Annotated in this window: 26 protein-coding genes; 18 read left to right on the top strand and 8 right to left on the bottom strand. The window is 64.1% G+C overall.

Going from position 1 to position 23127, the window contains the following annotated elements:
• Positions 1-8 precede the first annotated feature (8 nt).
• From F600_RS0110755 to F600_RS0110735, 5 genes are all read left to right on the top strand, one after another.
• Positions 9-923 carry an ABC transporter ATP-binding protein gene (locus tag F600_RS0110755; RefSeq protein ID WP_051090800.1) on the top strand — a complete coding sequence of 305 codons (915 nt, stop codon included), beginning with the start codon at positions 9-11 and terminating at the stop codon, positions 921-923.
• Positions 910-1641, top strand: a complete 732-nt coding sequence (locus F600_RS0110750) for an ABC transporter ATP-binding protein (RefSeq protein WP_018160620.1) — start codon at positions 910-912, stop codon at positions 1639-1641. Before F600_RS0110755 ends, F600_RS0110750 begins: the two co-directional genes overlap by 14 nt.
• The gene (locus F600_RS30315; protein ID WP_018160619.1) at positions 1631-3661 is read left to right on the top strand and encodes a bifunctional serine/threonine-protein kinase/ABC transporter substrate-binding protein; all 2031 of its coding nucleotides are present in this window, start codon (positions 1631-1633) and stop codon (positions 3659-3661) included. The genes F600_RS0110750 and F600_RS30315 overlap by 11 nt, the downstream gene beginning before the upstream one ends.
• An 87-nt stretch (positions 3662-3748) precedes the next feature.
• Complete coding sequence (gene polA, locus F600_RS0110740; protein WP_018160618.1) at positions 3749-6481, top strand: DNA polymerase I; 2733 nt, start codon at positions 3749-3751, stop codon at positions 6479-6481.
• Between the two features lie 36 nt (positions 6482-6517).
• Positions 6518-6958, top strand: a complete 441-nt coding sequence (locus F600_RS0110735; protein ID WP_018160617.1) for a nitroreductase family deazaflavin-dependent oxidoreductase — start codon at positions 6518-6520, stop codon at positions 6956-6958.
• Positions 6959-7009: 51 nt separating this feature from the next.
• On the opposite strand, the gene trxA is transcribed toward F600_RS0110735, so the two are convergent.
• Positions 7010-7372 (bottom strand): thioredoxin, encoded by a 363-nt coding sequence (gene trxA, locus F600_RS0110730; protein ID WP_018160616.1) that lies wholly within the window; start codon positions 7370-7372, stop codon positions 7010-7012.
• Between the two features lie 205 nt (positions 7373-7577).
• On the opposite strand from trxA, the gene F600_RS0110725 reads away from it, so the two are divergent.
• The gene (locus F600_RS0110725; RefSeq protein ID WP_018160615.1) at positions 7578-8366 is read left to right on the top strand and encodes a CPBP family glutamic-type intramembrane protease; all 789 of its coding nucleotides are present in this window, start codon (positions 7578-7580) and stop codon (positions 8364-8366) included.
• On the opposite strand, the gene F600_RS0110720 is transcribed toward F600_RS0110725, so the two are convergent.
• Positions 8318-8833, bottom strand: a complete 516-nt coding sequence (locus tag F600_RS0110720) for a 2'-5' RNA ligase family protein (protein ID WP_018160614.1) — start codon at positions 8831-8833, stop codon at positions 8318-8320. The two genes, F600_RS0110725 and F600_RS0110720, sit on opposite strands and share 49 nt — an antisense overlap.
• 76 nt (positions 8834-8909) lie before the next feature.
• Here F600_RS0110720 and F600_RS0110715 point away from each other — a divergent pair, with 76 nt between their 5' ends.
• The 4 genes from F600_RS0110715 (at position 8910) to F600_RS0110700 (ending at position 11455) form a co-directional block, all read left to right on the top strand.
• Positions 8910-9761 (top strand): SPFH domain-containing protein, encoded by an 852-nt coding sequence (locus F600_RS0110715; protein WP_018160613.1) that lies wholly within the window; start codon positions 8910-8912, stop codon positions 9759-9761.
• 2 nt (positions 9762-9763) lie between these two features.
• The gene (locus F600_RS32005; protein ID WP_018160612.1) at positions 9764-9916 is read left to right on the top strand and encodes a type II toxin-antitoxin system antitoxin; all 153 of its coding nucleotides are present in this window, start codon (positions 9764-9766) and stop codon (positions 9914-9916) included.
• Between the two features lie 292 nt (positions 9917-10208).
• Positions 10209-10898, top strand: a complete 690-nt coding sequence (locus tag F600_RS0110705) for a CHRD domain-containing protein (protein WP_018160611.1) — start codon at positions 10209-10211, stop codon at positions 10896-10898.
• An 83-nt stretch (positions 10899-10981) separates the two neighbouring features.
• Positions 10982-11455: a class F sortase gene (locus tag F600_RS0110700; RefSeq protein WP_156024530.1), complete on the top strand. Its 474-nt coding sequence runs from the start codon at positions 10982-10984 to the stop codon at positions 11453-11455.
• A gap of 13 nt (positions 11456-11468) precedes the next feature.
• On the opposite strand, the gene F600_RS0110695 is transcribed toward F600_RS0110700, so the two are convergent.
• On the bottom strand, positions 11469-12251 hold the full coding sequence (locus F600_RS0110695; RefSeq protein WP_018160609.1) for a class I SAM-dependent methyltransferase: 783 nt from the start codon (positions 12249-12251) through the stop codon (positions 11469-11471).
• Between the two features lie 226 nt (positions 12252-12477).
• Between F600_RS0110695 and rpsA the strand changes: the two genes are divergently transcribed.
• The 3 genes from rpsA (at position 12478) to F600_RS0110680 (ending at position 15426) form a co-directional block, all read left to right on the top strand.
• Entirely contained in the window at positions 12478-13935 is a 1458-nt protein-coding gene (gene rpsA, locus F600_RS0110690; RefSeq protein WP_018160608.1) for a 30S ribosomal protein S1, read from the top strand.
• Between the two features lie 67 nt (positions 13936-14002).
• Positions 14003-14767, top strand: coding sequence for an SHOCT domain-containing protein (locus tag F600_RS0110685; RefSeq protein WP_018160607.1), 765 nt, complete (start codon positions 14003-14005; stop codon positions 14765-14767).
• A gap of 44 nt (positions 14768-14811) precedes the next feature.
• A complete protein-coding gene (locus F600_RS0110680; protein WP_018160606.1) occupies positions 14812-15426 on the top strand; it encodes an FHA domain-containing protein in 615 nt (204 codons plus the stop codon).
• On the opposite strand, the gene F600_RS27740 is transcribed toward F600_RS0110680, so the two are convergent.
• Positions 15423-17060: a serine/threonine-protein kinase gene (locus tag F600_RS27740; RefSeq protein WP_051090792.1), complete on the bottom strand. Its 1638-nt coding sequence runs from the start codon at positions 17058-17060 to the stop codon at positions 15423-15425. The genes F600_RS0110680 and F600_RS27740 overlap by 4 nt on opposite strands.
• A gap of 116 nt (positions 17061-17176) precedes the next feature.
• Here F600_RS27740 and F600_RS0110670 point away from each other — a divergent pair, with 116 nt between their 5' ends.
• The 4 genes from F600_RS0110670 to F600_RS0110655 all read left to right on the top strand — a co-directional run bounded on the left by F600_RS0110670 (position 17177) and on the right by F600_RS0110655 (position 19639).
• Entirely contained in the window at positions 17177-17803 is a 627-nt protein-coding gene (locus F600_RS0110670; RefSeq protein WP_156024529.1) for a DUF6636 domain-containing protein, read from the top strand.
• 8 nt (positions 17804-17811) lie between these two features.
• A complete protein-coding gene (locus F600_RS0110665; protein WP_018160604.1) occupies positions 17812-18189 on the top strand; it encodes a hypothetical protein in 378 nt (125 codons plus the stop codon).
• Positions 18190-18323: 134 nt separating this feature from the next.
• Positions 18324-18977, top strand: a complete 654-nt coding sequence (locus tag F600_RS27735) for a hypothetical protein (protein ID WP_156024528.1) — start codon at positions 18324-18326, stop codon at positions 18975-18977.
• Positions 18974-19639, top strand: a complete 666-nt coding sequence (locus tag F600_RS0110655; RefSeq protein ID WP_018160602.1) for a hypothetical protein — start codon at positions 18974-18976, stop codon at positions 19637-19639. The genes F600_RS27735 and F600_RS0110655 overlap by 4 nt, the downstream gene beginning before the upstream one ends.
• A 24-nt stretch (positions 19640-19663) precedes the next feature.
• Here the strand turns inward: F600_RS0110655 and F600_RS0110650 are convergent, their stop codons facing one another.
• Positions 19664-19873, bottom strand: a complete 210-nt coding sequence (locus tag F600_RS0110650) for a hypothetical protein (protein ID WP_018160601.1) — start codon at positions 19871-19873, stop codon at positions 19664-19666.
• 141 nt (positions 19874-20014) lie between these two features.
• Here F600_RS0110650 and coaE point away from each other — a divergent pair, with 141 nt between their 5' ends.
• Positions 20015-20869: a dephospho-CoA kinase gene (coaE, locus tag F600_RS0110645; protein ID WP_018160600.1), complete on the top strand. Its 855-nt coding sequence runs from the start codon at positions 20015-20017 to the stop codon at positions 20867-20869.
• Here coaE and F600_RS0110640 read toward each other — a convergent pair.
• From F600_RS0110640 to F600_RS27730, 3 genes are all read right to left on the bottom strand, one after another.
• A complete protein-coding gene (locus tag F600_RS0110640; protein ID WP_018160599.1) occupies positions 20866-21405 on the bottom strand; it encodes a ribonuclease FAU-1 family protein in 540 nt (179 codons plus the stop codon). The genes coaE and F600_RS0110640 overlap by 4 nt on opposite strands.
• Before the next feature lie 145 nt (positions 21406-21550).
• Positions 21551-22102: a nucleotidyltransferase family protein gene (locus tag F600_RS0110635; protein WP_018160598.1), complete on the bottom strand. Its 552-nt coding sequence runs from the start codon at positions 22100-22102 to the stop codon at positions 21551-21553.
• Positions 22099-22953: an XdhC family protein gene (locus F600_RS27730; protein ID WP_018160597.1), complete on the bottom strand. Its 855-nt coding sequence runs from the start codon at positions 22951-22953 to the stop codon at positions 22099-22101. Before F600_RS27730 ends, F600_RS0110635 begins: the two co-directional genes overlap by 4 nt.
• Between the last annotated feature and the right edge of the window lie 174 nt (positions 22954-23127).

Here is a 23127-nt window from a genome sequence, read left to right as displayed (position 1 = left end):
ACGAGGACATGGTCGCCGAGCTGCACCCGTCCCGACGACCGGTCGAGCGTGCGCCGGAGATCGACGTCGCTGCGGTCGACCCGGTGCTCGCCGATCCGGAGGCGGTGGCCGCCGCCGTCGCACCGACGCGCGAGATCTCGGTCGCCGAAGGCGAGCCGCTGCTGCGCACCAACGAGTTGACCGTTCGCTTCGGTGGTCTGGTCGCCCTCGACAGCGTGTCGTTCGAGATCAAGCGCGGGGAGATCCTCGGCTTGATCGGACCGAATGGTGCCGGCAAGACCACGTGCTTCAACGCCATCACCGGCGTCTACCGTCCGTCCTCGGGTTCGGTTCATTTCGATGGCCAGCCGCTCGGGAAGACCAAGCGCAACGAGATCACTCGCCTCGGCATCGCGCGAACGTTCCAGAACATCCGGTTGTTCAACGAGATGACCGCGCTGGAGAACGTCGCGGTCGGCACGGACGCGCGTCACCGTACGTCGGTGCCGGGAGCGGTCTTCCGTACGTTGCGGCACCGGCGGGAGGAACACGACGCGGTCGATCGCGGCATGGCGCTGCTGGAATTCGTGGGCATCGCCCCGCGGGCTCTCGAGAAGGCGAAGAACCTTTCGTACGGTGACCAGCGCCGACTGGAGATCGCACGAGCTCTCGCCACTGAGCCGAAGCTGTTGTGCCTCGATGAACCGGCCGCCGGCTTCAACCCGGCCGAGAAGGCCGCGCTGATGGATCTCATCCGGAAGATCCGCGATGACGGCTTCACGGTGCTGCTCATCGAGCACGACATGCGGCTCGTCATGGGCGTGACGGATCGGATCGTCGTGCTGGAATTCGGTAAGAAGATCGCCGACGACCTGCCGGCCGCGATCCGCGACAATCCCGCGGTGGTTGCCGCATACCTGGGGGTCCCTGATGACGACGAGTGACGTGATGCTCGAGGTCACCGACATGGTCGTCTCGTACGGTCGTATCGAGGCGTTGCACGGTATCTCGATGGAAGTCCGGACGGGAGAACTCGTCACACTGCTCGGCGCCAACGGCGCCGGCAAGACGACGACGATGCGGGCACTGTCCGGCCTGCTGCCGCTGCGGAGCGGAAAGATTCTGTTCGAAGGCCGGGACCTGACGCACGTGCAGGCACACAAGCGTGTCGGTGAGGGTCTCATCCAGGCGCCGGAAGGTCGCGGTGTCTTCCCGGGCATGACGGTCCAGGAGAACCTGGACATGGGTTGCTACCTGCGGAAGTTCAGCAACAGTGCCGAGTACAAGGCGCGTCTCGAGTGGGTCTTCGAACTCTTTCCGAGGCTGCTCGAGAGACGGACCCAGACCGGCGGCACGCTCTCGGGCGGTGAGCAGCAGATGGTCGCGATCGGTCGTGCGTTGATGGCGCGACCGAAGCTCCTGCTCCTCGACGAGCCGTCGATGGGTTTGGCGCCCAAGGTGATTCAGCAGATCTTCCGGATCATCTCGGAGATCAATGCGCAGGGAACCACGATCCTTCTGGTCGAGCAGAACGCGCAGCAGGCGCTTCGGCGCACGAATCGTGCGTACATCCTCGAAACCGGTGAGGTGACCCGTACTGGAACGGGCGAGGAACTGCTCGCCGACCCCTCCGTGAAAGCTGCGTACCTTGGTGTCGGCTGATACGCGCGGGTTGCTCGAGACGGGAACCCCCTTCGGGCATTTCTCCATCGAAGGTGTGCTCGGTCACGGGCTGAGCGGTCCGGTCTATCTCGCCCGCCAACAGCGCATGGGCCGGCTGGTCGCGTTGAAGGTGCTGTCGACGGAACTTTCGGCGGACCGCACCTTCCGCACTCGGTTTGTGAAGTGCGCGATGGCTTCCGGCCGACTGTCGCACCCGAGTATCGCGACCGTCGACGACGTCGGGCTCGTCGATCGGAACCTGTGGATCGCGACCCGTCTCGTCGATGCCACCGACGCATCGCAGCTTCTGGCCCAGTACGGTCGTCTGCCCGTCAACCGGGTCGCCGACCTGCTCGATCAACTCGCGGTCGTGGTCGACTATTTGCATCGCCAGGACATGACCGCGATCGACGTGACCCCGGCGAACGTGCTCGTCGATACCCGGGTGACGCCCGAGACGGTGACCCTCGTCGACAACTGTGTCGCGCGTGCGCTCGCGGACGAGGATCGGCCGGAGGAAGAGGCTCGCCGGGACGATGTCTACTCGCTCGCATGCACTGTGTACGAGTTGCTCACCGGTTCGTCGCCGATCTGGGAAGGCGGGCGCAACCACCCGGTGACCCCGGCAAAGACGCTGGTCGCGGCGCTCCCACGGCAGTGCGATGTCGCCCTGCAGTCGGCGCTCGCGGTCGACCCGGCGCGGAGGTTCAGTTCGGCCAACGCCTTTGCCACGGCGTTCCGCCGGGGCCTTGGTTCTACCGGCCGCCCGTCGGTCACGGCAGTCGCGGCGCCGCCGAAGCGGAGTCGGATGCCGATGTGGGTGGCGGCCGGTACCGCCGTTGTCGCCGTGATCGGTGGCGTTGCGGTCTTCGGACCCGATTCATCCAAGAAGGATGAAGCCCAGGTCGCACCGGTGGTGCAGCCCTACGGTCTACACGACTTCGCGCGGATCGGTGCCGACGGCAAGACGTTGAAGCCGACCGCCGGCGCAGATCCGGCAGGTGACGGCAAGGCCGTCTGCAGCAATGTCTCGCTCGGGGTGATGGGTGCCCTGTCCGGCGACGACACGGCGATCGGTGCAGCCATCGCGAAAGGTGTGAAGCTCGCGGTCGACCGGCACAACGCGCACAACCCGAAGTGCGAGGTCGGCCTCTACTCGGCCGACACTCAAGGGACGGCGCTCCAGGCCCGCCGGGTCGCTGATGCCTTGGTCGAGAACTCGAAAGTCGTTGGCGTCGTTGGCCCGGCGTACTCGGACGAGGTCACGCAGACCGGCCAGAAGTTCACCACGGCCCGGCTGGTCGCCGTTTCTCCATCCGCGTCGAGCCCCGGCCTCACCAACAACGGCTGGCAGGCGTTCTTCCGCGGCGTTCCGGATCGGAGCGTGGAAGGGACGGCGGTCGGCAGGTACCTCGAGGACTCGCTCGGGGCGAAACGCGTGTGCGTGATCGGCGACGGCAGCTCCGACGCGTTGACGCAGACCGCAGCGGTTATCACTGCACTAGGCCAGGCGGTGATCACGAACTGCTCGGTGCAGGCCCAGGTCGGTAACTCGTCCTCGGTGGCTCAACGTGTGGCCAACGCGGAAGCGGACGCGGTGTTCTTCGCAGGTTCGCCGACCGAGGCCGCGTCGTGGCTCACGGCTCTTCGAGATGCCGGTGTCAAGGCCAAGTTCGTTGCCGGCGATGGGGTGAAGAGCTCGGACTTCACCGACATGGCGGGGGAGACTGCCCGCGATTCGATCGTGGCGGCGCCTTGGGGCCCGGCCTCGACGTCGTTCGCCGCGATGTACCGCGAGGCGTTCAAGGAAGACCCGGAGCCGTACGCCGCCGAGGGATTCGACATCGCCACGATCCTCCTGCGCGGCATCGATGCCGGGAAGGTCAAGCGACTCGATTTGCTCAACTTCGTGCGCGCGTACGACGGCTCTGGATTCCAGGGCAGGTATTCGTGGGACGCCGACGGCGAACTCGACCATCCGGGTATCTGGCTGTACCGCGCGGACGGTGTCAAGAAATAGGCCCTGACGTGCGCCGACCGGGGTTCCCTGCGAGCCCCGGTGCGGCGCGCGAGGAACCTGTCAGACCGGGTCCCTAGACTAGTCCCTGTGAGTCCCGCCACGACCGTGTCGCACCTGAACAAGGCCGCCGACACCGCCCCCCAGCGCCCGACGTTGATGCTGATCGACGGCCATTCCATCGCGTTCCGCGCGTTCTTCGCGCTGCCCGCGGAGAACTTCAAAACGGTCACCGGTCAGACCACGAACGCCGTCTACGGCTTCACCGCGATGCTCATCAACTTGCTGCGTGACGAGAAGCCGACCCACATTGCGGCCGCGTTCGACGTCTCGCGCCAGACCTTCCGCGCCGAGGCATACCCCGAATACAAGGCCAACCGTTCCCGGCCGCCGGAGGAATTCTCGGGCCAGGTCGAGCTGACCAAGGAAGTCCTTGGCGCTCTCGGAATTTCGGTGCTGGCGGAGCCCGGCTTCGAAGCCGACGACATCATCGCCACGCTGACGACGCAGGCTCAAGAGCTCGGCTTCCGGGTTCTGGTCGTCACCGGTGACCGCGACTCGATCCAGCTCGTCAACCAGGACGTCACTGTCCTGTATCCCCGCAAGGGCGTATCTGACCTGACCCGGTTCACGCCCGAAGAGGTCGAGACCAAGTACGGCCTGACGCCGCAGCAATACCCCGACTTCGCGGCCCTGCGTGGCGACCCGAGCGACAACCTGCCGGGTATTCCTGGTGTTGGCGAGAAGACTGCGGCGAAGTGGATTCGGGAATTCGGCGACTTGAACTCGCTGGTGGACCGGGTTGACGAGGTGCGCGGCAAAGTCGGAGACGCGCTGCGTGCGAACCTGTCGAGTGTTCTGCTCAATCGCCACCTCACCGAGATGGTCCGGACGGTTCCGTTGCCGCTGGCTCCCGAGGACCTCGCGCACGGCGCCTGGGACCGGGAACGCATTCACAAGCTGTTCGACGATCTCGAGTTCCGCGTGCTCCGCGACCGCCTGTTCGAGACGCTGTCATCGGCGGAGCCCGAGGCGGAGCAGGGCTTCGAGATCAGCGGTTCGGCCATCGAAGCCGGTGCCGTCCGTGACTGGCTTGCCGAACACGCGAAAACCGGCCAGAGACATGGTGTCTCGATTGTTGGTCCGAGTTCGCCCTTTGGGGGAGACGTCACCGCGATCGCGATCAACGCATCCGACGGTGAGGGTGCGTTCCTGCGGGTCGAGCAGCTCACGCCCGATGACGAAGCAGCCCTTGGGGAGTGGCTCGCTGATCCGGCCGAACCGAAGGCCCTGCACAGCGCGAAGGCCGCCATCCACGCGCTGCGCGGCCGCGGTTGGGTTCTCGGCGGCCTGACGAGCGATACCGAACTTGCGGCGTATCTCGTCCGGCCGGGGCAGCGCAGCTTCAACCTCGACGACCTGTCGTTGCGGTACCTCAAGCGCGAACTTCGTGTTGAGAAGGAAGACACCGGCCAGATGTCGCTCCTCGACGACGCGGCCGAAGTCGATGCGGCGGTGGCCGACAGCGAGATGCTGCGCGCGCAAGCCGTCGCCGACCTCGCGGACGCGTTCGATGCCGAGCTCGAGGCCATCGCGTCGACCGAACTGCTTCGCGGCATGGAACTTCCGCTTGTCCATGTCCTTGCGACCGCGGAAGCGGCCGGTATCGCGGTCGATGTCGACTTGCTGACCGATCTGCAGTCAAGCTTCGCCGCCGAGATCAACAGCGCGGCCACCTCGGCGTACGACGTGATCGGCAAGCAGATCAACCTCGGTTCGCCGAAGCAGCTTCAGGTCGTGCTCTTCGACGAACTCGACATGCCGAAGACGAAGAAGACCAAGACCGGCTACACGACCGATGCCGACGCTCTCCAGGGTCTCTTCGAAAAGACCGGCCATCCGTTCCTCGAACACCTGCTGGCGCACCGCGACGCGACGCGCCTCAAGGTGACTGTCGATGGACTGCTCAAGGCGACCGCCGACGACGGACGAATCCACACCACGTTCAACCAGACGATCGCCGCCACGGGCCGCTTGTCATCGACCGAACCGAATCTGCAGAACATCCCGATCCGGACCGATGCGGGGCGTCGAATCCGCGAAGGCTTCGTCGTCGGCAAGGGCTATGACCTGCTCATGACCGCGGACTACAGCCAGATCGAGATGCGCATCATGGCGCACGCGTCCGGCGACGAGGGCCTGATCGAGGCCTTCAACAGTGGGGAAGACCTGCACACCTTCGTGGCGTCGAAGGCGTTCGGCATTCCGACCGGCGAGGTGACAGGCGAACTGCGTCGTCGCGTCAAGGCGATGTCGTACGGGTTGGCTTACGGCCTGAGTGCGTATGGCTTGTCGACGCAGCTGAAGATTGGCGTCGACGAAGCGAAGAGCCAGATGGAGCAGTACTTCTCACGCTTCGGCGGGGTGCGCGACTACCTGCACAACGTCGTCGAGAAGGCGCGCAAGGACGGCTACACCGAGACCCTGTTCGGTCGTCGGCGCTATCTTCCGGACCTCACCAGCGACAACCGCCTCCGTCGCGAGTCGGCGGAGCGCATGGCACTGAACGCGCCGATCCAGGGCACGGCCGCGGACATCATCAAGGTCGCCATGATCGACGTACACAACGCGTTGGCAGCGGAGGGCCTGACATCGCGGATGTTGCTGCAGATCCACGATGAATTGGTGTTCGAGGTCGTCGAGTCGGAGAAGGACCAGGTCGAGGCGCTCGTGCGCGAGCAGATGGCCGCGCCGATCTCGCTGTCGGTGCCCCTGGAGGTTTCGGTTGGTACGGGTCGCAGCTGGGACTCGGCAGCGCACTGACCGGAACAACTCCGCGGTCGTGGTGTTGTACGGAATATGCCATTGACAGGAGAAGTCGAGCTCAGTCCCACGGGCTGGGTTCGGGACCAGACCGAGAAGATCTTCGAAACGGGTACGACCGAAAGCGTCAGCATTCTCGGCCTCGCGGTCATTTTGGTGACCATGCGCGGCGCGAAGAGCGGAAAGCTCCGGAAGGTTCCGCTCATGCGTGTCGAGCACGACGGTACGTATGCGATCGTCGCCTCGAAGGGTGGGGCGCCGGAACATCCGGTGTGGTTTCACAACGTGGTGGCCAACCCCCACGTTGAGCTCCAGGACGGGACCGTGACGCGCGACTTCCAGGCTCGCCAGGTCTTCGGCGACGAGCGAGCCACGTGGTGGGAGCGTTCGGTCGCCGCGTATCCGCCCTACGCGGAGTACCAGACGAAGACCACGCGGGAGATTCCGGTGTTCGTGCTCGAGCCGATCGACAGCTGACACGACGAAGGCGCCGACCCGATAGGGTCGGCGCCTTCGTTGCTGCAGTACTTACTGCTGCTGTTCGGCGATCTTCTGACGGACCTCGTCCATGTCGAGTGCCTTGATGCGCGTGATGATGTCCTCGAGCGCGGCCGGCGGAAGTGCGCCCGGCTGAGCGAACACGAGGATGCCTTCGCGGAATCCCATGATGGTCGGGATCGAGCGAATGTTGGCGGCGCTGGCGAGACCACGCTCGGCCTCGGTGTCTACCTTGCCGTGCACGACATCAGGGTGCTTCTGAGCCGACGCCTCGAAGGTCGGTGCAAAGCGCTTACACGGGCCGCACCAGTCGGCCCAGAAGTCGACAAGCACGATGTCGTTGTCCGTGACGATCTCGTCGAAGTTCTGTTGGGTCAGGGTCTGGGTTGCCACGATGGTTCCTTTTTCCGTCGGTAGTGCGGTCGCTCTGGCCGATATAACAGCAGGTTGCCCTGAATCCTTCCCTGGCACCGGGCGTACGTCACACTCCGGGCCCGGGTTGGCGTGTCGGATTCGTCGCTGCCCTGGGAATGACGCGCCCATACTGAACCCGAGCCCGCACTGCATCAGATGGCTGGCCTCGATCTAAGAAGGCCCCATGCCCGCGATCGCACCCTGGGTTCGCACACACCGGATCATCTCGTTCTTCGCTCTGACGTACACCTTGTCGTGGTGCCTTCTCCCGTTCGGAACTTTTCTACCGACCGGTGCGCTGATCGCCGCGTTGGTCGTGATTTCGATTGCCGACGGCAAGGCCGGGCTGAAGCAGCTGTGGGCGCGCATCATCAAGTGGGACGTCGGGTGGGTCTGGTGGTTTGCCGCGATCGCCATCCCGGTAGCGCTACTCACCGTGACTATCGCACTCAGCATCTGGGTTGGTGCGGAACCCTCGTGGGGACAGTTTCACCCCTGGTACAGCGTCATCGTCGTCGTGGCTGGGCGAATGGTCGACCCATTGAACGGGCCACTGGCCGAGGAACCGTCCTATCGAGGGTTCGCCCAGCCGACCTTGCAATCTCGTATGCCGTTGCTGAAAGCCACCGCCGTCCTCGGCGTGCTCGTCACGATCTGGCACATCCCGCTGTACTTCATCCCGGAGTTCGGTCTGCGTCCGATCGAGTCGCTGGCAACGTTCGGCTGCACCTTCGTCTACGCCTGGTTGTTTAACCATTCGGGTGGAAGCGTTCTCATCACTCTCGTTGCGCACACCATGGAGGGCAGCGTCCGGATGGCACCGATGTGGAGCGGAGCAGACTTCGGCGGTGTGGTCGTCATTTACGCCCTGGCGTGGTTCCTCGCAGGAGTCCTTGTCGTGGTGCTCGACTGGCGGTTCTGGACTCAGCCCTCAGAAATCAGCCAGTCCTTCCGGTTGACGCCGTCCCAGTGACGAACCGCCACCGCACGTCCCGAGAACTGTGCCGTTGACAACTGTTCGGCGGCGACCGCGAACGAGGTCAGGGGAAATCGCCGGGCCAAGGTGATGTGCGGGGTCCATTCGCCAGGGCGGGTATGTGCTGGTTGCCCCGGACACGAGGAGACCTCCTGGTGGATCGCCGACTGCAGGGCGAGCAACTCCGCACTCGGCACGACGATTCGCACCAACACCCCGGTATCACTGCGTCGACGCGTGAACATCGCCAGCGGGCCGATCCGGACCGGGAACGGGGTGAACGGAACGCGGCGTAGTTGCTGGTCGATGCGTGGCCAAATCTCTTGCGCGACCGTGAGCGTCACATGGGGCCGCGCCGTCTCGCGCAGGCCTGGCAGGTGGGCTGCGGTGAGCATGCGCCACTCGCTTCGAATCCACTCTTCGGTGGGGTCGTCGAGCAGCAGTTCGATCGACTGAACGGGCACGTCTTCATTGTGAACCCTGGCGCGTAGTAGCGAAGTGATATCATTTTGCTACCGCCGATCGAGAGGAGTTCCGGACATGGAGACAAAGGCCTTCCGGGTGAATGGATTCGTGTTTCTGCTGGCGTGGCTGGTGATCGTGGCCGCCGCGGTCCTGCTCATGGTGCTCGGTGCTCAGCACCCATTGCCGATCATCGCCGGCGTCTTGATCAACGCGGTGGCGCTGATCCTGCTGTCCGGTCTGACGATCGTGAATCCGAACGAGTCCCGGGTCATCCAGTTCTTCGGTCGCTACATCGGAACACTGAAGCAAGCCGGCTTCCACTTCGTCGTCCCGCTGACCGGCCGCAAGCGGATCAGTCTGCGCGTTCGCAACTTCGAAACCGCGAAGCTCAAGGTCAACGACGCAGACGGCAACCCCGTCGAGATCGCAGCCGTCGTCGTCTACAAGGTCTTCGACACCGCGAAGGCCGCGTTCGCCGTCGACGACTACGAGCAGTACGTCGCGATTCAGTCCGAGGCGGCGGTTCGGCACCTCGCCACGACGCATCCGTACGACTCGCATGACGACCGTACGAGCCTCCGGGACGGTGCCGAGGTTGCCAGCGAGCTCACCGAGGAACTCCGTGAGCGTACGGAGCAAGCTGGTGTCGAACTCGTCGAAGCGCGGATCACCCACCTCGCCTACGCGCCGGAAATCGCCCAGGCGATGCTCGTCCGCCAGCAGGCCGCCCAGGTGGTGGCCGCCCGCACGACGATCGTGGAAGGCGCGGTCGGAATGGTCGGCATGGCGCTCGACCGCCTTGCCGAGCAGGGCGTCGTCGAGCTCGATGAGGAGCGCAAGGCCACGATGGTGTCGAACCTGCTCGTCGTGCTGTGCGGGGACCGGGCGATTCAGCCGGTTGTCAACACTGGCTCGCTTTACAGCTGACCATGCCCGAGAAGAAGAAGCTTCTCTTGCGGCTCGACCCGGCCGTCCACGACGCGATCGCGAAGTGGGCGGCCGATGACCTGCGCAGCATAAATGCTCAGATCGAGTTCGTGCTGCGCCGGGCTGTGTCGGAGGCCGGTCGGCTGAAGAGCTGACCGGCCTCCATCCCGATGGATTGCCGTCGGGAGGACCTGATCAGAACCGTGTTGCGGCAATCGATCGGGGTGAGGCCTAGTGCGAGGCCTTTTCCGACACGAAGCTCGCCGTCCCCGGGAAGAGCGCTGGAATTCCTGCTTGGCGGAGCGTCAGTGTCCGAATCGACTGTTTTCGCCGTTTTGGATTGTTTGTCCCATCCGGAGTCGCATGTGTTCCGAATCACGTCTAGCGGTGCCAGACGAGCAACGCCGGACAGGGGAAGACATGCGCAATTTGAGGAGTTCACGCTATTTGACCGTCGTCGCGGGGGTCGCCGCGACGAGCTTCGCGGGCGGAGGCTTGGCTGAGGCGGAGACCGAAGTTGCTCGGCCGTCGACGTTTACGTCGGCCTTCACGGTGTGGGCTACGCCGGACGTGGTCTACGACGCGGACGGTAAGAACGTGCCCGGCACGCCGGGCGCATCGGGTTCCTTCAACTACATGATCAATTCTAAGGAAGACGTGATCTGCTACGACATCACCCTCGCCGGCGTCACACCCCCGTACAAGAGCAAGGCCAAGACCGCGACGCACATTCACGAAGGGGTGCCAGGCGTATATGGCCCGCCGCGCATTGCGTTCCCCAACCCATCGGGATCCGGAAATGTCCTCACCTCGAAGGGCTGCCTCAAGGGACCGTTCACGACTGGGATCGTGAAGGACGGAAAGGACACCGGCGAAGGGTTCACGCTCGCCAAGCTGGAGGCGAACCCGACGGCGTTCAACACGGAAACCCACACCGAATCGTATTCGGCGGGCGCAGTTCGAGGGCAATTCGGACAGCGGATGCCGGTCGGCGGCGTGGATACCGGAATGGGCGGAACCGCCGGTGAATCGGTAGCGGCCCCACGCACCGTCCCCGGCGCCTTGGTCGCGGGGGCCGGCGTCTTCGCCATGCTGGGTGCGTCGGGTTTGCGCTGGGCGACGGCTCGTCGGCGCTGACGTTCGTGTTCTCGAGAGCGGTTTTCGCGCTCATCTTGAGTGCTGGCTGTGCTGCGCAATCGGCGGAAGAACCGGGCGTTCCGGTGACGACGAGGTCGCCGGAGGCTGCCCTGGCCGTGCTCGATCCGGCGCGGATAGTGATTCCAAGCCTGCATCTCGACGAACCGTTGATCCCGCTCGGCATCTTGCCGAGCGGGTCGATGGAAGTTCCCGAGGACGCCGGGGATGCGGGCTGGTTGACGACCGCGGGGCGACCGGGCGGTGTTCTCCCGACGGTGATCGTTGGCCACGTCGACTCTGCGTTCGGTCCGGGGGTGTTTTTCGAGTTGACGAGCCTGTCACCCGGCGCAGTGGTCACGGTGCTGCTGCAAACGGGGGTGCGAGCGGAATATCGGGTCACTCGTGTTGCCGACTATCCGAAGACGGACATTCCGACTGCGGTGATCTTCGGCGCCAACGGTCACGACGAACTCCGCCTGATCACGTGCACCGGGGACTTCGACGAGAACGCGCGGTCGTATCGCGCGAATCGTGTGGTGTTTGCGGACCGCGTCTGAATACCTCGGGCGGCTAACTGACCTTCTCGCTCACGAAGATCGCCGTCCCCGGAAAGATCTTGCCGCGCAAGGGACTCCACTGACCCCATTCTTCGGTGAGATCCTCGGGCCACTCCGGCTCGATGAGGTCGACGAGGCGGAATCCGGCCGCGACGAGGTCTCGTACTCGGTCACCGATCGTGCGGTGGTGCTCGACATAAACAGCGTCACCGTTCGCGTCACGTTCGACGTAGGGCGTTCGGTTGAAGTACGAGTACTCCGCGACCAGTCCTTCGGGTCCGGGGTTGTCGGGAAAGATCCAGCGCATCGGATGGTTCACGGAGAACACCCAGCGGCCTCCCGGCTTGAGGACGCGAGCCACTTCCCGCATCGTGCCGGCGCTGTCGGCGACAAAAGGGATGCCGCCGAACGCAGAGCATGCGATATCGAATGAAGCGTCCCGGAAGGGGAGACGTTCGGCGCTCGCTTGGACCAGCGGCAGCGGACCGACCGACAATCCACGCCGAAGCATCGCCGCGGAGATGTCGAGTCCGACAGCTTTCGCACCGTGGTTGCGAAGCCACCGGGTGCACGGCGCCGACCCGCAACCGATCTCGAGCACCGTGCGGCCGGCGACGTCGCCGAGCAGGCGAGCGTCGGCTTCGTCGAGCTTCTCCGGGCTCCAGATGAAGGCGCCGTCGGGCGATTCGACACCCAGGAAAGCGCCGTGCTCGCGGTGATAATCGTCGGCATAGTCGTCCCAGCCGATCCGGCTGGCGCGATCACTCTCGGCGGAACCGATCGACTCATTCGACACGTCTACGAGGATAAATGTTGGAGCCCTGCCGGTTTGCCCTGTGTGTGGGGGTGGCGTAACGTATCTCGCGCGAGTGTCCTCGTGATGATTGCCGTGCGTGTTCGTGCCGAATCTGGTTGCTGCCGTTTAGACAATCCCGCTCGGGGGCATTCGTGGGTTGCCACTCACCTGGCAACGCGCAAGACCATCAACTACGAGCCATCAACCCGTCCGGAGCAACTACTTAATGCCCACTACGATCACGTCCCCGCAGGTAGCCATCAATGACATTGGCTCCGCGGAAGACTTCCTCGCAGCTATCGACAAGACGATCAAGTACTTCAACGATGGCGACATCGTCGAAGGCACCGTGGTCAAGGTCGACCGCGACGAGGTTCTTCTCGACATCGGCTACAAGACCGAAGGTGTCATCCCGTCTCGCGAACTCTCCATCAAGCACGATGTCGACCCGTCTGAGGTCGTTTCCGTGGGCGACGAGGTCGAGGCACTTGTTCTCACCAAGGAGGACAAGGAAGGTCGCCTGATCCTGTCGAAGAAGCGCGCTCAGTACGAGCGCGCGTGGGGCACCATCGAGGCGCTCAAGGAAGCGGACGAGGCCGTCAAGGGCACCGTCATCGAGGTCGTCAAGGGTGGACTCATCCTGGACATCGGCCTCCGCGGCTTCCTCCCGGCTTCGCTCGTCGAGATGCGTCGTGTCCGCGACCTCATGCCGTACGTCGGCAAGGAGATCGAGGCCAAGATCATCGAGCTCGACAAGAACCGCAACAACGTCGTTCTGTCGCGTCGTGCATGGCTCGAGCAGACCCAGTCTGAGGTCCGCAGCGAGTTCCTGCACCAGCTGCAGAAGGGCCAGGTCCGCAAGGGTGTCGTTTCGTCGATCGTCAACTTCGGTGCGTTCGTCGACCTCGGCGGCGTGGACGGTCTGGTTCACGTTTCGGAGCTCTCGTGGAAGCACATCGACCACCCGAGCGAGGTCGTTCAGGTTGGCGACGAGGTCACCGTCGAGGTCCTCGAGGTCGACATGGACCGCGAGCGCGTTTCGCTGTCGCTGAAGAACACCCAGGAAGACCCGTGGCGTCAGTTCGCCCGGACCCACGCGATCGGTCAGATCGTGCCTGGAAAGATCACCAAGCTCGTTCCGTTCGGTGCGTTCGTTCGCGTCGAAGAGGGCATCGAGGGCCTGGTTCACATCTCCGAGCTCGCCGAGCGTCACGTCGAGGTTCCGGACCAGGTTGTCGGCGTGAACGACGACGCCATGGTCAAGGTCATCGACATCGACCTCGAGCGTCGCCGCATCTCGCTGTCGCTCAAGCAGGCCAACGAGGACTACCACGCCGAGTTCGACCCGTCGAAGTACGGCATGGCCGACAGCTACGACGAGGCCGGCAACTACGTGTTCCCGGAGGGCTTCGACCCGGAGACCAACGAGTGGCTCGAGGGCTACGACAAGCAGCGTGACGAGTGGGAGTCCCGCTACGCCGAGGCTGAGCGTCGTCACAAGATGCACACCGCTCAGATGGAGCGCATGGCCGCTGACGCCGCTGCTCAGGAAGTCGACGCCGAGACCGGTGCCTACAGCGCCGGTGGCCAGGGCGCTTCGAGCGCGCCGGAGTCGACGGGTGGCTCGCTCGCGAGCGACGCACAGCTTGCTGCTCTTCGCGAGAAGCTCGCTGGCAACAGCTAAATAGTTTCCACAACGAGGCCCGGCAGCACGCGCTGCCGGGCCTCGTTGCGTGCGCTACCGTTCGGCTGTGGCTGATTCTTCAATTGCGAAGTATGCGCGCGCTCGCTACCTCGTCCTTGCGGTCTTCTGTGCGTCGGTGTTTCCGAATCTGATCGCGGCGATCCTCGTCCCGCAAAGTTCGCTGACCGACGGCATTCCTGGCTGGGTCTTCGGCCTGTGGATCGTCGGTTTCATCGTGGAGCTGCTGCTGAGCATCTGGCTCATCAATTCGATGCTCGGTGCGCCATCGCTCTTCGTGTTCGGCTTCGGTGCCGCCGTACCGTGGTGTCTGAGCATGGCATTCGGCGTCTGGTCAGTGACCGCGGTGATCGGGGTCGTGGTTGTCGGCGCGTTCGCGTTTTGGGCGTTCCGGACGGTCGACGCGCGCTATCGCCTGGAGGCCTTCGGGATTCGCTGCACCGCCACGGTCGTCGAAGTGCTGACGCCCACGATGAACGTCGTCATCAACGACATCTACGTTCGACGCACGATGCGCGTGGAGATCACGCGACCGGACACTGGGCAACGCTATGAAGCGGAAGTATCGGGATTGTTCGAGTTCGGGACGGTGCCGTCGCCGGGGACGCAGCTCGGTGTGATCGTCGATGGCAAGCGGCCGGACCGAGTGACGTTGGACGAATCGCGAAAGGCGCAGCGGGTCGTCCGCGGCGGCAACGCTTCCGCGCGGCCGGTCGTGTCCGAGCTCGAGCGGTTGGCGAAATTGCATCGCAGCGGAGACCTCAGCGACGACGAGTTCGGTGCAGCGAAGCGCCGGCTACTCGACGGAGCCTGACGCAGTCGCCTAAAGGCCCGGAATGTACCAGTTATGCTTCCTTCGTGGAAGGGGCGATTCTCAGGTACTCAGACGCCGGTGGACGGCGCCGTGACGTCGAGCTCGAACCCACGACACCGCGGCTGACCATCGGTCGAGCAGCGACCGCCGACATACCCCTGCCCTGGGCGACCGAAGTCTCGCGCCTCCATGCCGCGGTCGAATGGCTCGGTACGCACTGGGCGATCGTCGACGACGGATTGTCGCGCAACGGCACCTTCGTCAACGGCGAGCGCCTCACTGGTCGCCGCCGCCTCACCGTAGGTGACCGCATTCGAATCGCCTCGGTGACGTTCAGCTACCACGAACTGTCTGCGGAGTCGGACGACAGCACGGGACTCAGCTCGGTGCGCAGCCCGGTCGCGCGATCGTTGACGGAGGCCCAGCGCGCGGTTCTGGTCGCATTGTGTCGTCCGTACAAGCACGACTCCGTATTTGCCACGCCGGCGCCGAACCAGGCGATCGCCGAGGAACTCTTTCTCAGCATCGATGCCGTGAAGACTCATCTGCGCACCTTGTTCACGAAATTCGGGATCGAGGACCTGCCGCAGAACCAGAAGCGTGGTCGGCTCGCCGAGTTGGCCCTACAGTCGGGAGTCATCTCCGAACGCGAGCTTTAGGAGCAGTGGACGACCTTCGTCGGGTCGGACGTCTTGTCGAGCCATGTTCCGTAGGCGTCTCCGCCGGCGGTCTGGACCGCCGCGCAGACCTCGGCGTTCGTTGTTCCGGCGGGCCGGTAGACCGCGTAGATGGCTTTCCCATCCGGCGTCGCTTGACGGAGCGACGGGCATGACTCGTCGGTGCGCAGGTAGGACGCGCCGGGGTGCTTCTCGAGGAAGCTCGCCACGTCGTCCTTGTACTTGCCCGGGGTGATCGCGGCCCCGAGCATCACGATGCCGGTGCCATCACAAGGCGGGACGGTGATCGGGACATCGAGTCCGAGATCGATGTCGCGAGACAAGGTCGCCGTGATCTCGACGTTCTGACCTTTCGACGAGGAGTAGTAGGTCGACGTGAACCGCAGCGTCCCGTCCGAGTCCTTGCGGAGCGTGACCTCCGAACTCGGGCAGGTTCCGCTGGTCACCGACTCGACGAGGTGGTGAAGTCCGTTCTCGGCGCCGGTTTCCTTCCACTCCGCGGTGCAATCGATATCCGGATAGTCGACCTTCGCGGATAGGTTGCCGGCGTCCGTGATGTCGGCAACCAGGCGGCCGCTCGTGTCCCCGACGACGTTGCCGATCCATCGACCGGCGAGTGTGGACTGGTTGTCTGGCCAGAACTTCCAGGCGCCGACGCCGACGGCAGCGGCCACGATGGCGACTGCGGCCAGAACGGGCCAGCGCATGGACTTCTTGCGCCGCGGCATCGGTCGTGGCGTCAGTGCCAGAGTGGCCATGACTCGTGTGGGTGTCGTGCTCAAGGCGGCAGTTGCCGCGTCGGCAAATTGACGGCAACTCTGGAATCGCTGATTGGGGTCCTTGCTCAGCGCGGTTGCGATCACCGCGTCGATGGCGTGGGGGAGACCAGGTCGCATCAGCGTCGGGGGCGTCGGTGTGGCGTGCAGGTGCGCGTCCATCGTCGCGATCTGAGTATGTCTCGGAAACACCTTGGAGCCGGTGAGCAGTTCGAAGAATGTGCAGCCCAGCGAGTAGATGTCCGACCGGTGATCGGCGCGCTCGCCGGAGATGACCTCCGGGGCCGCGTACGCGATCGTCGCGACCATGTTGCCGGTCGCGGTCAGTTCCGTGGCGTCGTCGATCGCGCGGGCGATGCCGAAGTCGGCGACCAGAACTCGACCATCGCGCGTGAGCAGCAGATTCGAAGGTTTGACGTCGCGGTGCAACATCCCTTGGCGGTGGGCGGCGTCGAGTCCGGCTGCCGCCTGGGTCAGGACCGATAATGCCCGCAGCGGGTCGAGACCGTTCGGATGCGTTTGCAGCAGCGCGGACGCGTCGGTGCCGTCGACGTACTGCATGGCGAGCCACATCAGTCCGCGGTCGATCCCGCGGTCGTGGACGGCGACGACGTTCGGATGGTCGAGCTGAGCGGCCAGGTGCGCTTCACGTTCGAAGCGTGCGCGGAAGTTCGGGTCGTCCGCGAGATGCGGACTGAGGACTTTGAGCGCGTACTGGCGTGGCAGACGTGGGTGCTGAACGAGGTAGACCTTCGCCATGCCGCCCTGGCCGAGAGTGCGGAGGATCTGGTAACCGCCGAGCACGTTGCCCGGCAATAGCTCGCTGTACGGTCCCTCCACGACGCAGAACCTAGCACGGGTGGGGATTTACCACCCCCAAGGTGTGGTTCATATTCCCTCCCCCGCTCCATAACGTCGAAGTTGACCTTGAAGATCGATGACGATGAGGAGAACCCGTGGTCAGGAAACCATTCGCTGCGCTAGTGATGGCGCTGGCCGCGTTCACGTCCGGGTGCGCAGACAACGTTGACACCGGGATGGGTGTCACCGTCGTCACCGGAACAACGACCACCGCACGGTCGATCGCGCCATCGACGACGACTAGCACGGAGTCAACAGTCGTCACACCGGACCCGGCTGCGGACGTCACTCAGGAGGACACGCCACCACCCGCTGTCACGACCGTCGCGAAGAGTGCCGACCCGGAGGAGTACCAGACGCAGACCGAGTACAACGGTGTGGGCTACCGGTTTGTCTCGCCGACCCGAAACCTATCCTGCGGCTTCAACCTGAACGAATGGGGCGGGGAAGCCGGCTGTGTGTCGCTCCACATGCCGAAACCCACGGTTGGTTCGTACGGCGGCCCATGCGAGTACGGGGGCGTCCTTGCCAATGCGCGCGGAGTGCTGCACTCGTGCTTCTTCGATGGCGCGTTCTCCGGCGGTGCGCACACGCCGGTCCTCGAGTACGGCGAGACCATCACCGTTGACGACATGTCCTGCACCTCGAAGAGGGTGGGTATGACGTGCAGATATGGCTCGCACGGATTCACGCTGTCACGCGAGCAAGTCGTAATCTTTTGACCGAGACAGTGAAGAGGCCGTTCATCCTCACGACCGTGTACACGATCTCGTCGATTGTGTTGGGTCCGCTGATCTTTCTGACAGCTGTCGGCTTCCTCAGCGGTGGTGGCGACTACTGCCAACCCGGAATTCCCGAGCAGGTGAAGATCGCCGAATACTGGCGCGCCGAAATCATCCTGACCGTCGCCCCCGGACTCATGATCGTGGTCGGCGCAGCGCTCCTTGGGTGGTTGTGGGTATCGATCGCCCAGCACCGCCACGATCGCCCGGGAGCGCGGAAACCGACCATTCTTGGCGCCGTGGTCACGCTGTTGGCGCTCGTGATGATGTGCGGCTACCTCGTCCTCGTCGCCCATGCCGATCTCTCGGCCGGCCAGAGTTGCTAACCCCTGTGGAGGAAAAGATGATCAGACGTTCCTGGCTACCGGTATGGGTACTGGCCGCCTCGGTTCTTCTCGCTGCGTGCTCAAGCGGTGACCCGAGCCCAGCCGGCACGACTTCGACAGCAACGTCGCCTTCGATGACTATGAGCACCTCGCCCACGGTGCCGGCTGCGCCCACTCTCACGGTCGGCGAAGTACCCGGTCAGCCCACGTCAGCGCAGGCATTGCGTGCCTGGGCGACTGACCTGGCCGCCGGGAACATGGATGTCCTCGTCCACAAGTGCTGGACGATCGCGCCAAGCCGCGTCCGGAGTATGTATGCAGACAAGGCCGCCATCGAGAACGCGATCGCACGGCCGGGCATAGAAGGCCAGTTCGCGTACATCTGGCAGGACGACACCACGTCGGTGGCAGTGAAGCGCAGTGAAATCGCGTCGGGTTACGCCTGCCCCTACGTCGCTGCGCGCAGTGATGTCCACATCTTCAACTCCGACGACGCGAAGTACCGGGTGCTGCGGTTCGCGCTGCGGGTTGTCGGGAAGCCCGTCAATGCGGACGACACCGAGGCGAAGTACCCGCTGGAATGTTCCGACTGGAAGCCGCTGTCCGACTCGTCGCGCTCGATCGCCGCGACCACGACGTCTATCGACCGGAACTCGCTCGTCGCCAGCGGCGGCCCGGACGATTGGCAGGTCACCGTGAACGGTACGTCCAACGGAGGGGAGTCGCGTCAGTATCTCTACCTGACGACCGTCGGACCTGAGGGCTACTGCATTTCGGAGGTCCGGTGAAGCGTGCGACCACGCTGGCTGTGATCGCCCTCGTCCTGACGTCGGCAGCCTGTACGCCGTCGCGGCCAAGTGTGGTACCCACAACACCCGACCGGGTGACCCAGGCGGCGCACGAAAAAGCGTCTGGCCGACCTGGCACTGTCTCGGTTTTTGCCAAGAAGCACAACGGGGACCCAATCGAGGGCGTTCGATTCGATATCGATCAACTGGAGTCGTGCAACGGATCGAAGGTCGTCGTGAATCGGGTCTGGGCATTCAGCTCCTTCGACGGTGGCTACAACTTCGTGAACACACCTCTGGGCTGCAACCGCGTCCGGGCGACCCTTGCCGGAACCCAACAATCACCCCGGACTATCGAACTGACTGAGGCGGAACCCAATGCCAACGTCGTGTTCGAATACCCCGACGACGTCGTGGGCACCTGTAATCCGCGGACGATCGCCGGGGACCTCGGGTATGCCGGGGACGCAACTGTCGACTACTGCGATGTCGTGTGGGCCCGAGTGACGCTTGGCGAGCATGGCGACACCACCTGGCTCATCGACCGGGTCGACGATCGTTGGGAGAGGTACATGAACCTCATCGAACATCGGTGCCTCTCGGCCGCTCCGTACCACTTCGTTCCCGACGATCTGAAGAAGTACTTCGACGCGACCTGCTAACGCATGGTGTGTTCGGGCGAGAGTTCAGACCCCCGACAAGTGGCGCCCTCGCTCGACGACCTCGCTCAGGAGCCCGGCATCACCGCGAAAATAGCCCTCGCGGCAGCCGTCGGGGCCGTCCGTCAATGCGGCGACACACTTCCACGTTCTGATGGTGCTGTCTCGGTACTGCTCGTCGAAAACACAGGTAGCGCCGTTGCAGTACTGGCACTCCTTGCTCGGGTCGATATTCATGGAGTGAAAATACGTCCGTGAATGTGAGACACGCCACAGTCGGCGCACCGTGTTTACGTCGGCGTAATACGCCGCGAAAAGCGCCCCTCGTGTCCAAACGGTATCGACCGTGAGGTAAGAACACGGTATGCGCAGGGAATCATGCTGAGAGTTGGCCTCACGGGCGGTATGGGTGCAGGAAAGTCCACGGTCGCTGACGTTTTCGCACGGTGCGGAGCGGTCATCATCGACTCCGATCGCATCGCGCGTGAAGTCGTCGAACCGGGTACGGAGGGCCTCGCCGCCGTCGTCGCCGAATTTGGTGAATCGGTACTGCACGAAGACGGCAGCCTCAACCGGCCGGCGCTCGCTGCGGTCGCGTTCGCGACTGACGAATCTCGCCAGAAGCTGAACTCGATCCTGCACCCCCGGATCGGAAAACGGACGGCTCAGTTGCTGGGTCAATCCGCGCCCGATGCGGTTGTCGTCCAAGACATTCCGTTGCTCGTCGAGAACGGGCTGGCGCCGTTGTTCCATCTGGTCGTCATTGTCGACGCGGACGTCGAGGTTCGGGTTCGCCGGTTGGTCGAACATCGCGGAGTCGATGAAGCCGACGCCCGCGTTCGGATCGCCTCCCAGGCGACGCTCGAGCAACGCCGCGCGGTCGCCGACGTGTGGCTCGACAACTCAGGTGCACCGGACATCGTCGCGCGTGCGGCGGAAGTGCTGTGGAGTGACCGCATCATCCCCTTCGAGCGGAATGTCCGCGAGCACCGCGCAGTAGCGGGGGAGTCGGCGCTGACTGATCAGCAGGTCGGCCGTCTTGCGGGTCGACTCAACGTGGCGCTGGGCGGTACGGGTGCGACGATCGACGGCATCTCGGTTTCGGTCCCGGAATCAGTGACCGAGGGCGAGCTCGACGGGCGACTCAGCGGCGCTGGATTCCCCAACGTGGATGGTGCGTACCGCAACGCGGACCCCGCGCTGCCGGTGACGATCGCAGTGACCCGGGCCTAACGCCAGGTCAGGTCAATACCCAGCGACGACAGCCAGCTTTCCAGCCGGTAGCCGTGTTGTGCGATCCCTGTCATCGCGGTGACCGCTTTGTCGATCGCCTTCTCCGCGGTCCCCGGATCGATGAGTCCCGCGCGTTGAGCCGCGAGTAGTTCGTCGACGTCGAGGAGTTCGGCATTGCGCCCGGTCCGTACGACGATGTCGAGGTAGTGGTCGGTCGAGTGCCACACCTCTTTGCCGGGCGTGAAGTCACCGATGTCGATGTAGAAGTTCTGATCACGCCGCTTGTACGGGTGGAAGTGGAAGATCGTCACCCGCAGACCGAGTGACGGCAGCAGCCAGGACTCGATGTAATGGAAGTTGGCGTGGTCGGCTTCCCGGCCCATGTAGAGGCCCCACGGCTTGCGTAGGTACTTCTCAACGGGGCGAACGAATCCCTTGGGGTCGATATTCGTCCATTCCTTGATGTTGAAATGTTCGACCTTGGGTTTGTGGACATGAACAACGTTGTTTGTCGTGGTGACCGTGGCGACGTCCATGTTTCGCGATCCCTTCGACGGCGCATCCGTTGGTGCGTTCCGGACTCTCGTCAGCCTTAATGCGGGTCCGGAGTGGCGTACCGCATACACCGAAGGTACGCCGGTTGTTCACCCCACGGGGAGGAAATCCTGCCGTGATAGCGGGCTACCGAGCGTGGTCACGAGGGACATCGAGGTCGGAACCGGTTGCCAGGTCGGCACACTCGATCATCGCGACGCGGTCGCGCAGCCACTCCCGTGCGCCTTGATCGCCGGACAGACTCGCCGTGAACTCGGGCCACCACTTTCGGCCGACGAGAACCGGGTGCCCGGGAACACCGGCATACGCAGCCCGGACCACGGAGTCCCAGGCCGCGTGCTCGCGAATGCGAGCCACGACATCGGCGCCGACATCCGGCAGGTCGACGAGGTGAATCAGCACAGAGTCGCCGGTTGCGGCATGCATTCCGGCGCGCAGCGACGCGCTCATACCGAGCTCCCAGTCGTGTGCCCGCACGGCGGTGACGTCGTTCGGCAGCAGCGACTCGACCTCCACAGCGGACGCGCCGGTCACGACATGTATGGGATGGCAACCGCCCTTGCGCAAAGCATTGACCGCGGTGAGGACCAGCGGATGGCCGGCGACGACCGCGAGCGCTTTGGGACCGCCGAACCGCCTACCGGCCCCCGCAGCGAGCAGTAAGCCGCTGCACGTCATCGTTGTTGCGCGACGATCTGGGCCGCTACCGAGACCGCGATCTCTGCCGGAGTTCGACCGCCGATGTCCAATCCGATCGGTGAATGGAGGCGGGCCAACTGCTCCGTTGTGATGCCGCGCGCGCGAAGTTCCGCTTCCCGTTCCGCGCTGGTGCGCTTGGACCCCATCGCGCCCAAGTATGCGAACGGCTTCCGTAGGGCGGTCTCGAGGAGCGGAATCGCGAACTTCGCGTCGTGCGCAAAACTGCAGAGGACTGCGGTGTCGGAAACCTGAATTGACTCGAGGTAGCGATGCGGCCAATCAATGACAATGTCCACATCGGGGAATCGGGCCGGTGTCGCGAAGGCAGCGCGCGCGTCGACCACAGTCACGCGGTAGCCGAGGAGTTTTCCGATCTGGCTCATCGGAATGGCGACGTCGGTTGCGCCGCAGATGATCATGTGCGGATCCGGGTGCAGTTGAACGGAGAAATCGGGCGAGATCTCAACTTCGGCGTCGTGTCCCGACGCCAGTGCGCGAGCGGCAGCCACAAGTCCAGGTTCGAGCTGCAGAGAGTGGTTGACGACGACGTCGATCGTCCCGCCACAGCTCAAACCCGGGCCGAAATCGTCGTCCGGACCGAACTGCGCACCCAGCGGCTTGTGTTCTGCGAGAACCCGATTAGCCAACTCGATGAGCTCGGACTCGACGCATCCCGCGGAGATTCCGCCGATGATGTCGCCGTTCGCGGACACTGCGACCGCCGCGCCCGGTGGCTTTGGCGTACTGCCGACCGTTCGGGTCACCGTTGCGACCGCAAAGGGGAGATCGGCGTCGATCCATCGGATCAACTGAGGGAGTATTTCGCGCATTGAAGAACCGCCGCCCGTCGGCTTTCGAACCAGATGGACCAATCTTGAACCAACTGCCCGAAAGGGATTCCTAAACGACAGTCTAGGGGTGTTGAATGGGGCAATGGGTGTAAAAAATACCCATTGGTACGTTTAGGCATACCCATTGGTACGTTTCAACCATGGCGGTCAGAC

The organism is Smaragdicoccus niigatensis DSM 44881 = NBRC 103563 (assembly GCF_000380645.1).
Classification (GTDB): domain Bacteria; phylum Actinomycetota; class Actinomycetes; order Mycobacteriales; family Mycobacteriaceae; genus Smaragdicoccus; species Smaragdicoccus niigatensis.
Note: the sequence above shows the minus strand (reverse complement) of the source record. Positions and strands in the feature narration are given on the sequence as shown.

What these genes read in the sequence shown, in the direction of transcription:
- F600_RS0110755 (WP_051090800.1), top strand. Translation starts at nt 9, where the DNA reads ATGGTCGCCGAGCTGCACCCGTCCCGACGACCGGTCGAGCGTGCGCCG.
- F600_RS0110750 (WP_018160620.1), top strand. Translation starts at nt 910, where the DNA reads ATGACGACGAGTGACGTGATGCTCGAGGTCACCGACATGGTCGTCTCG.
- F600_RS0110735 (WP_018160617.1), top strand. Translation starts at nt 6,518, where the DNA reads ATGCCATTGACAGGAGAAGTCGAGCTCAGTCCCACGGGCTGGGTTCGG.
- F600_RS0110725 (WP_018160615.1), top strand. Translation starts at nt 7,578, where the DNA reads ATGCCCGCGATCGCACCCTGGGTTCGCACACACCGGATCATCTCGTTC.
- F600_RS0110715 (WP_018160613.1), top strand. Translation starts at nt 8,910, where the DNA reads ATGGAGACAAAGGCCTTCCGGGTGAATGGATTCGTGTTTCTGCTGGCG.
- F600_RS32005 (WP_018160612.1), top strand. Translation starts at nt 9,764, where the DNA reads ATGCCCGAGAAGAAGAAGCTTCTCTTGCGGCTCGACCCGGCCGTCCAC.
- rpsA (WP_018160608.1), top strand. Translation starts at nt 12,478, where the DNA reads ATGCCCACTACGATCACGTCCCCGCAGGTAGCCATCAATGACATTGGC.
- F600_RS27735 (WP_156024528.1), top strand. Translation starts at nt 18,324, where the DNA reads ATGACTATGAGCACCTCGCCCACGGTGCCGGCTGCGCCCACTCTCACG.
- F600_RS0110650 (WP_018160601.1), bottom strand. Translation starts at nt 19,873, where the DNA reads ATGAATATCGACCCGAGCAAGGAGTGCCAGTACTGCAACGGCGCTACC.
- coaE (WP_018160600.1), top strand. Translation starts at nt 20,015, where the DNA reads ATGCTGAGAGTTGGCCTCACGGGCGGTATGGGTGCAGGAAAGTCCACG.
- F600_RS0110640 (WP_018160599.1), bottom strand. Translation starts at nt 21,405, where the DNA reads ATGGACGTCGCCACGGTCACCACGACAAACAACGTTGTTCATGTCCAC.
- F600_RS0110635 (WP_018160598.1), bottom strand. Translation starts at nt 22,102, where the DNA reads ATGACGTGCAGCGGCTTACTGCTCGCTGCGGGGGCCGGTAGGCGGTTC.
- F600_RS27730 (WP_018160597.1), bottom strand. Translation starts at nt 22,953, where the DNA reads ATGCGCGAAATACTCCCTCAGTTGATCCGATGGATCGACGCCGATCTC.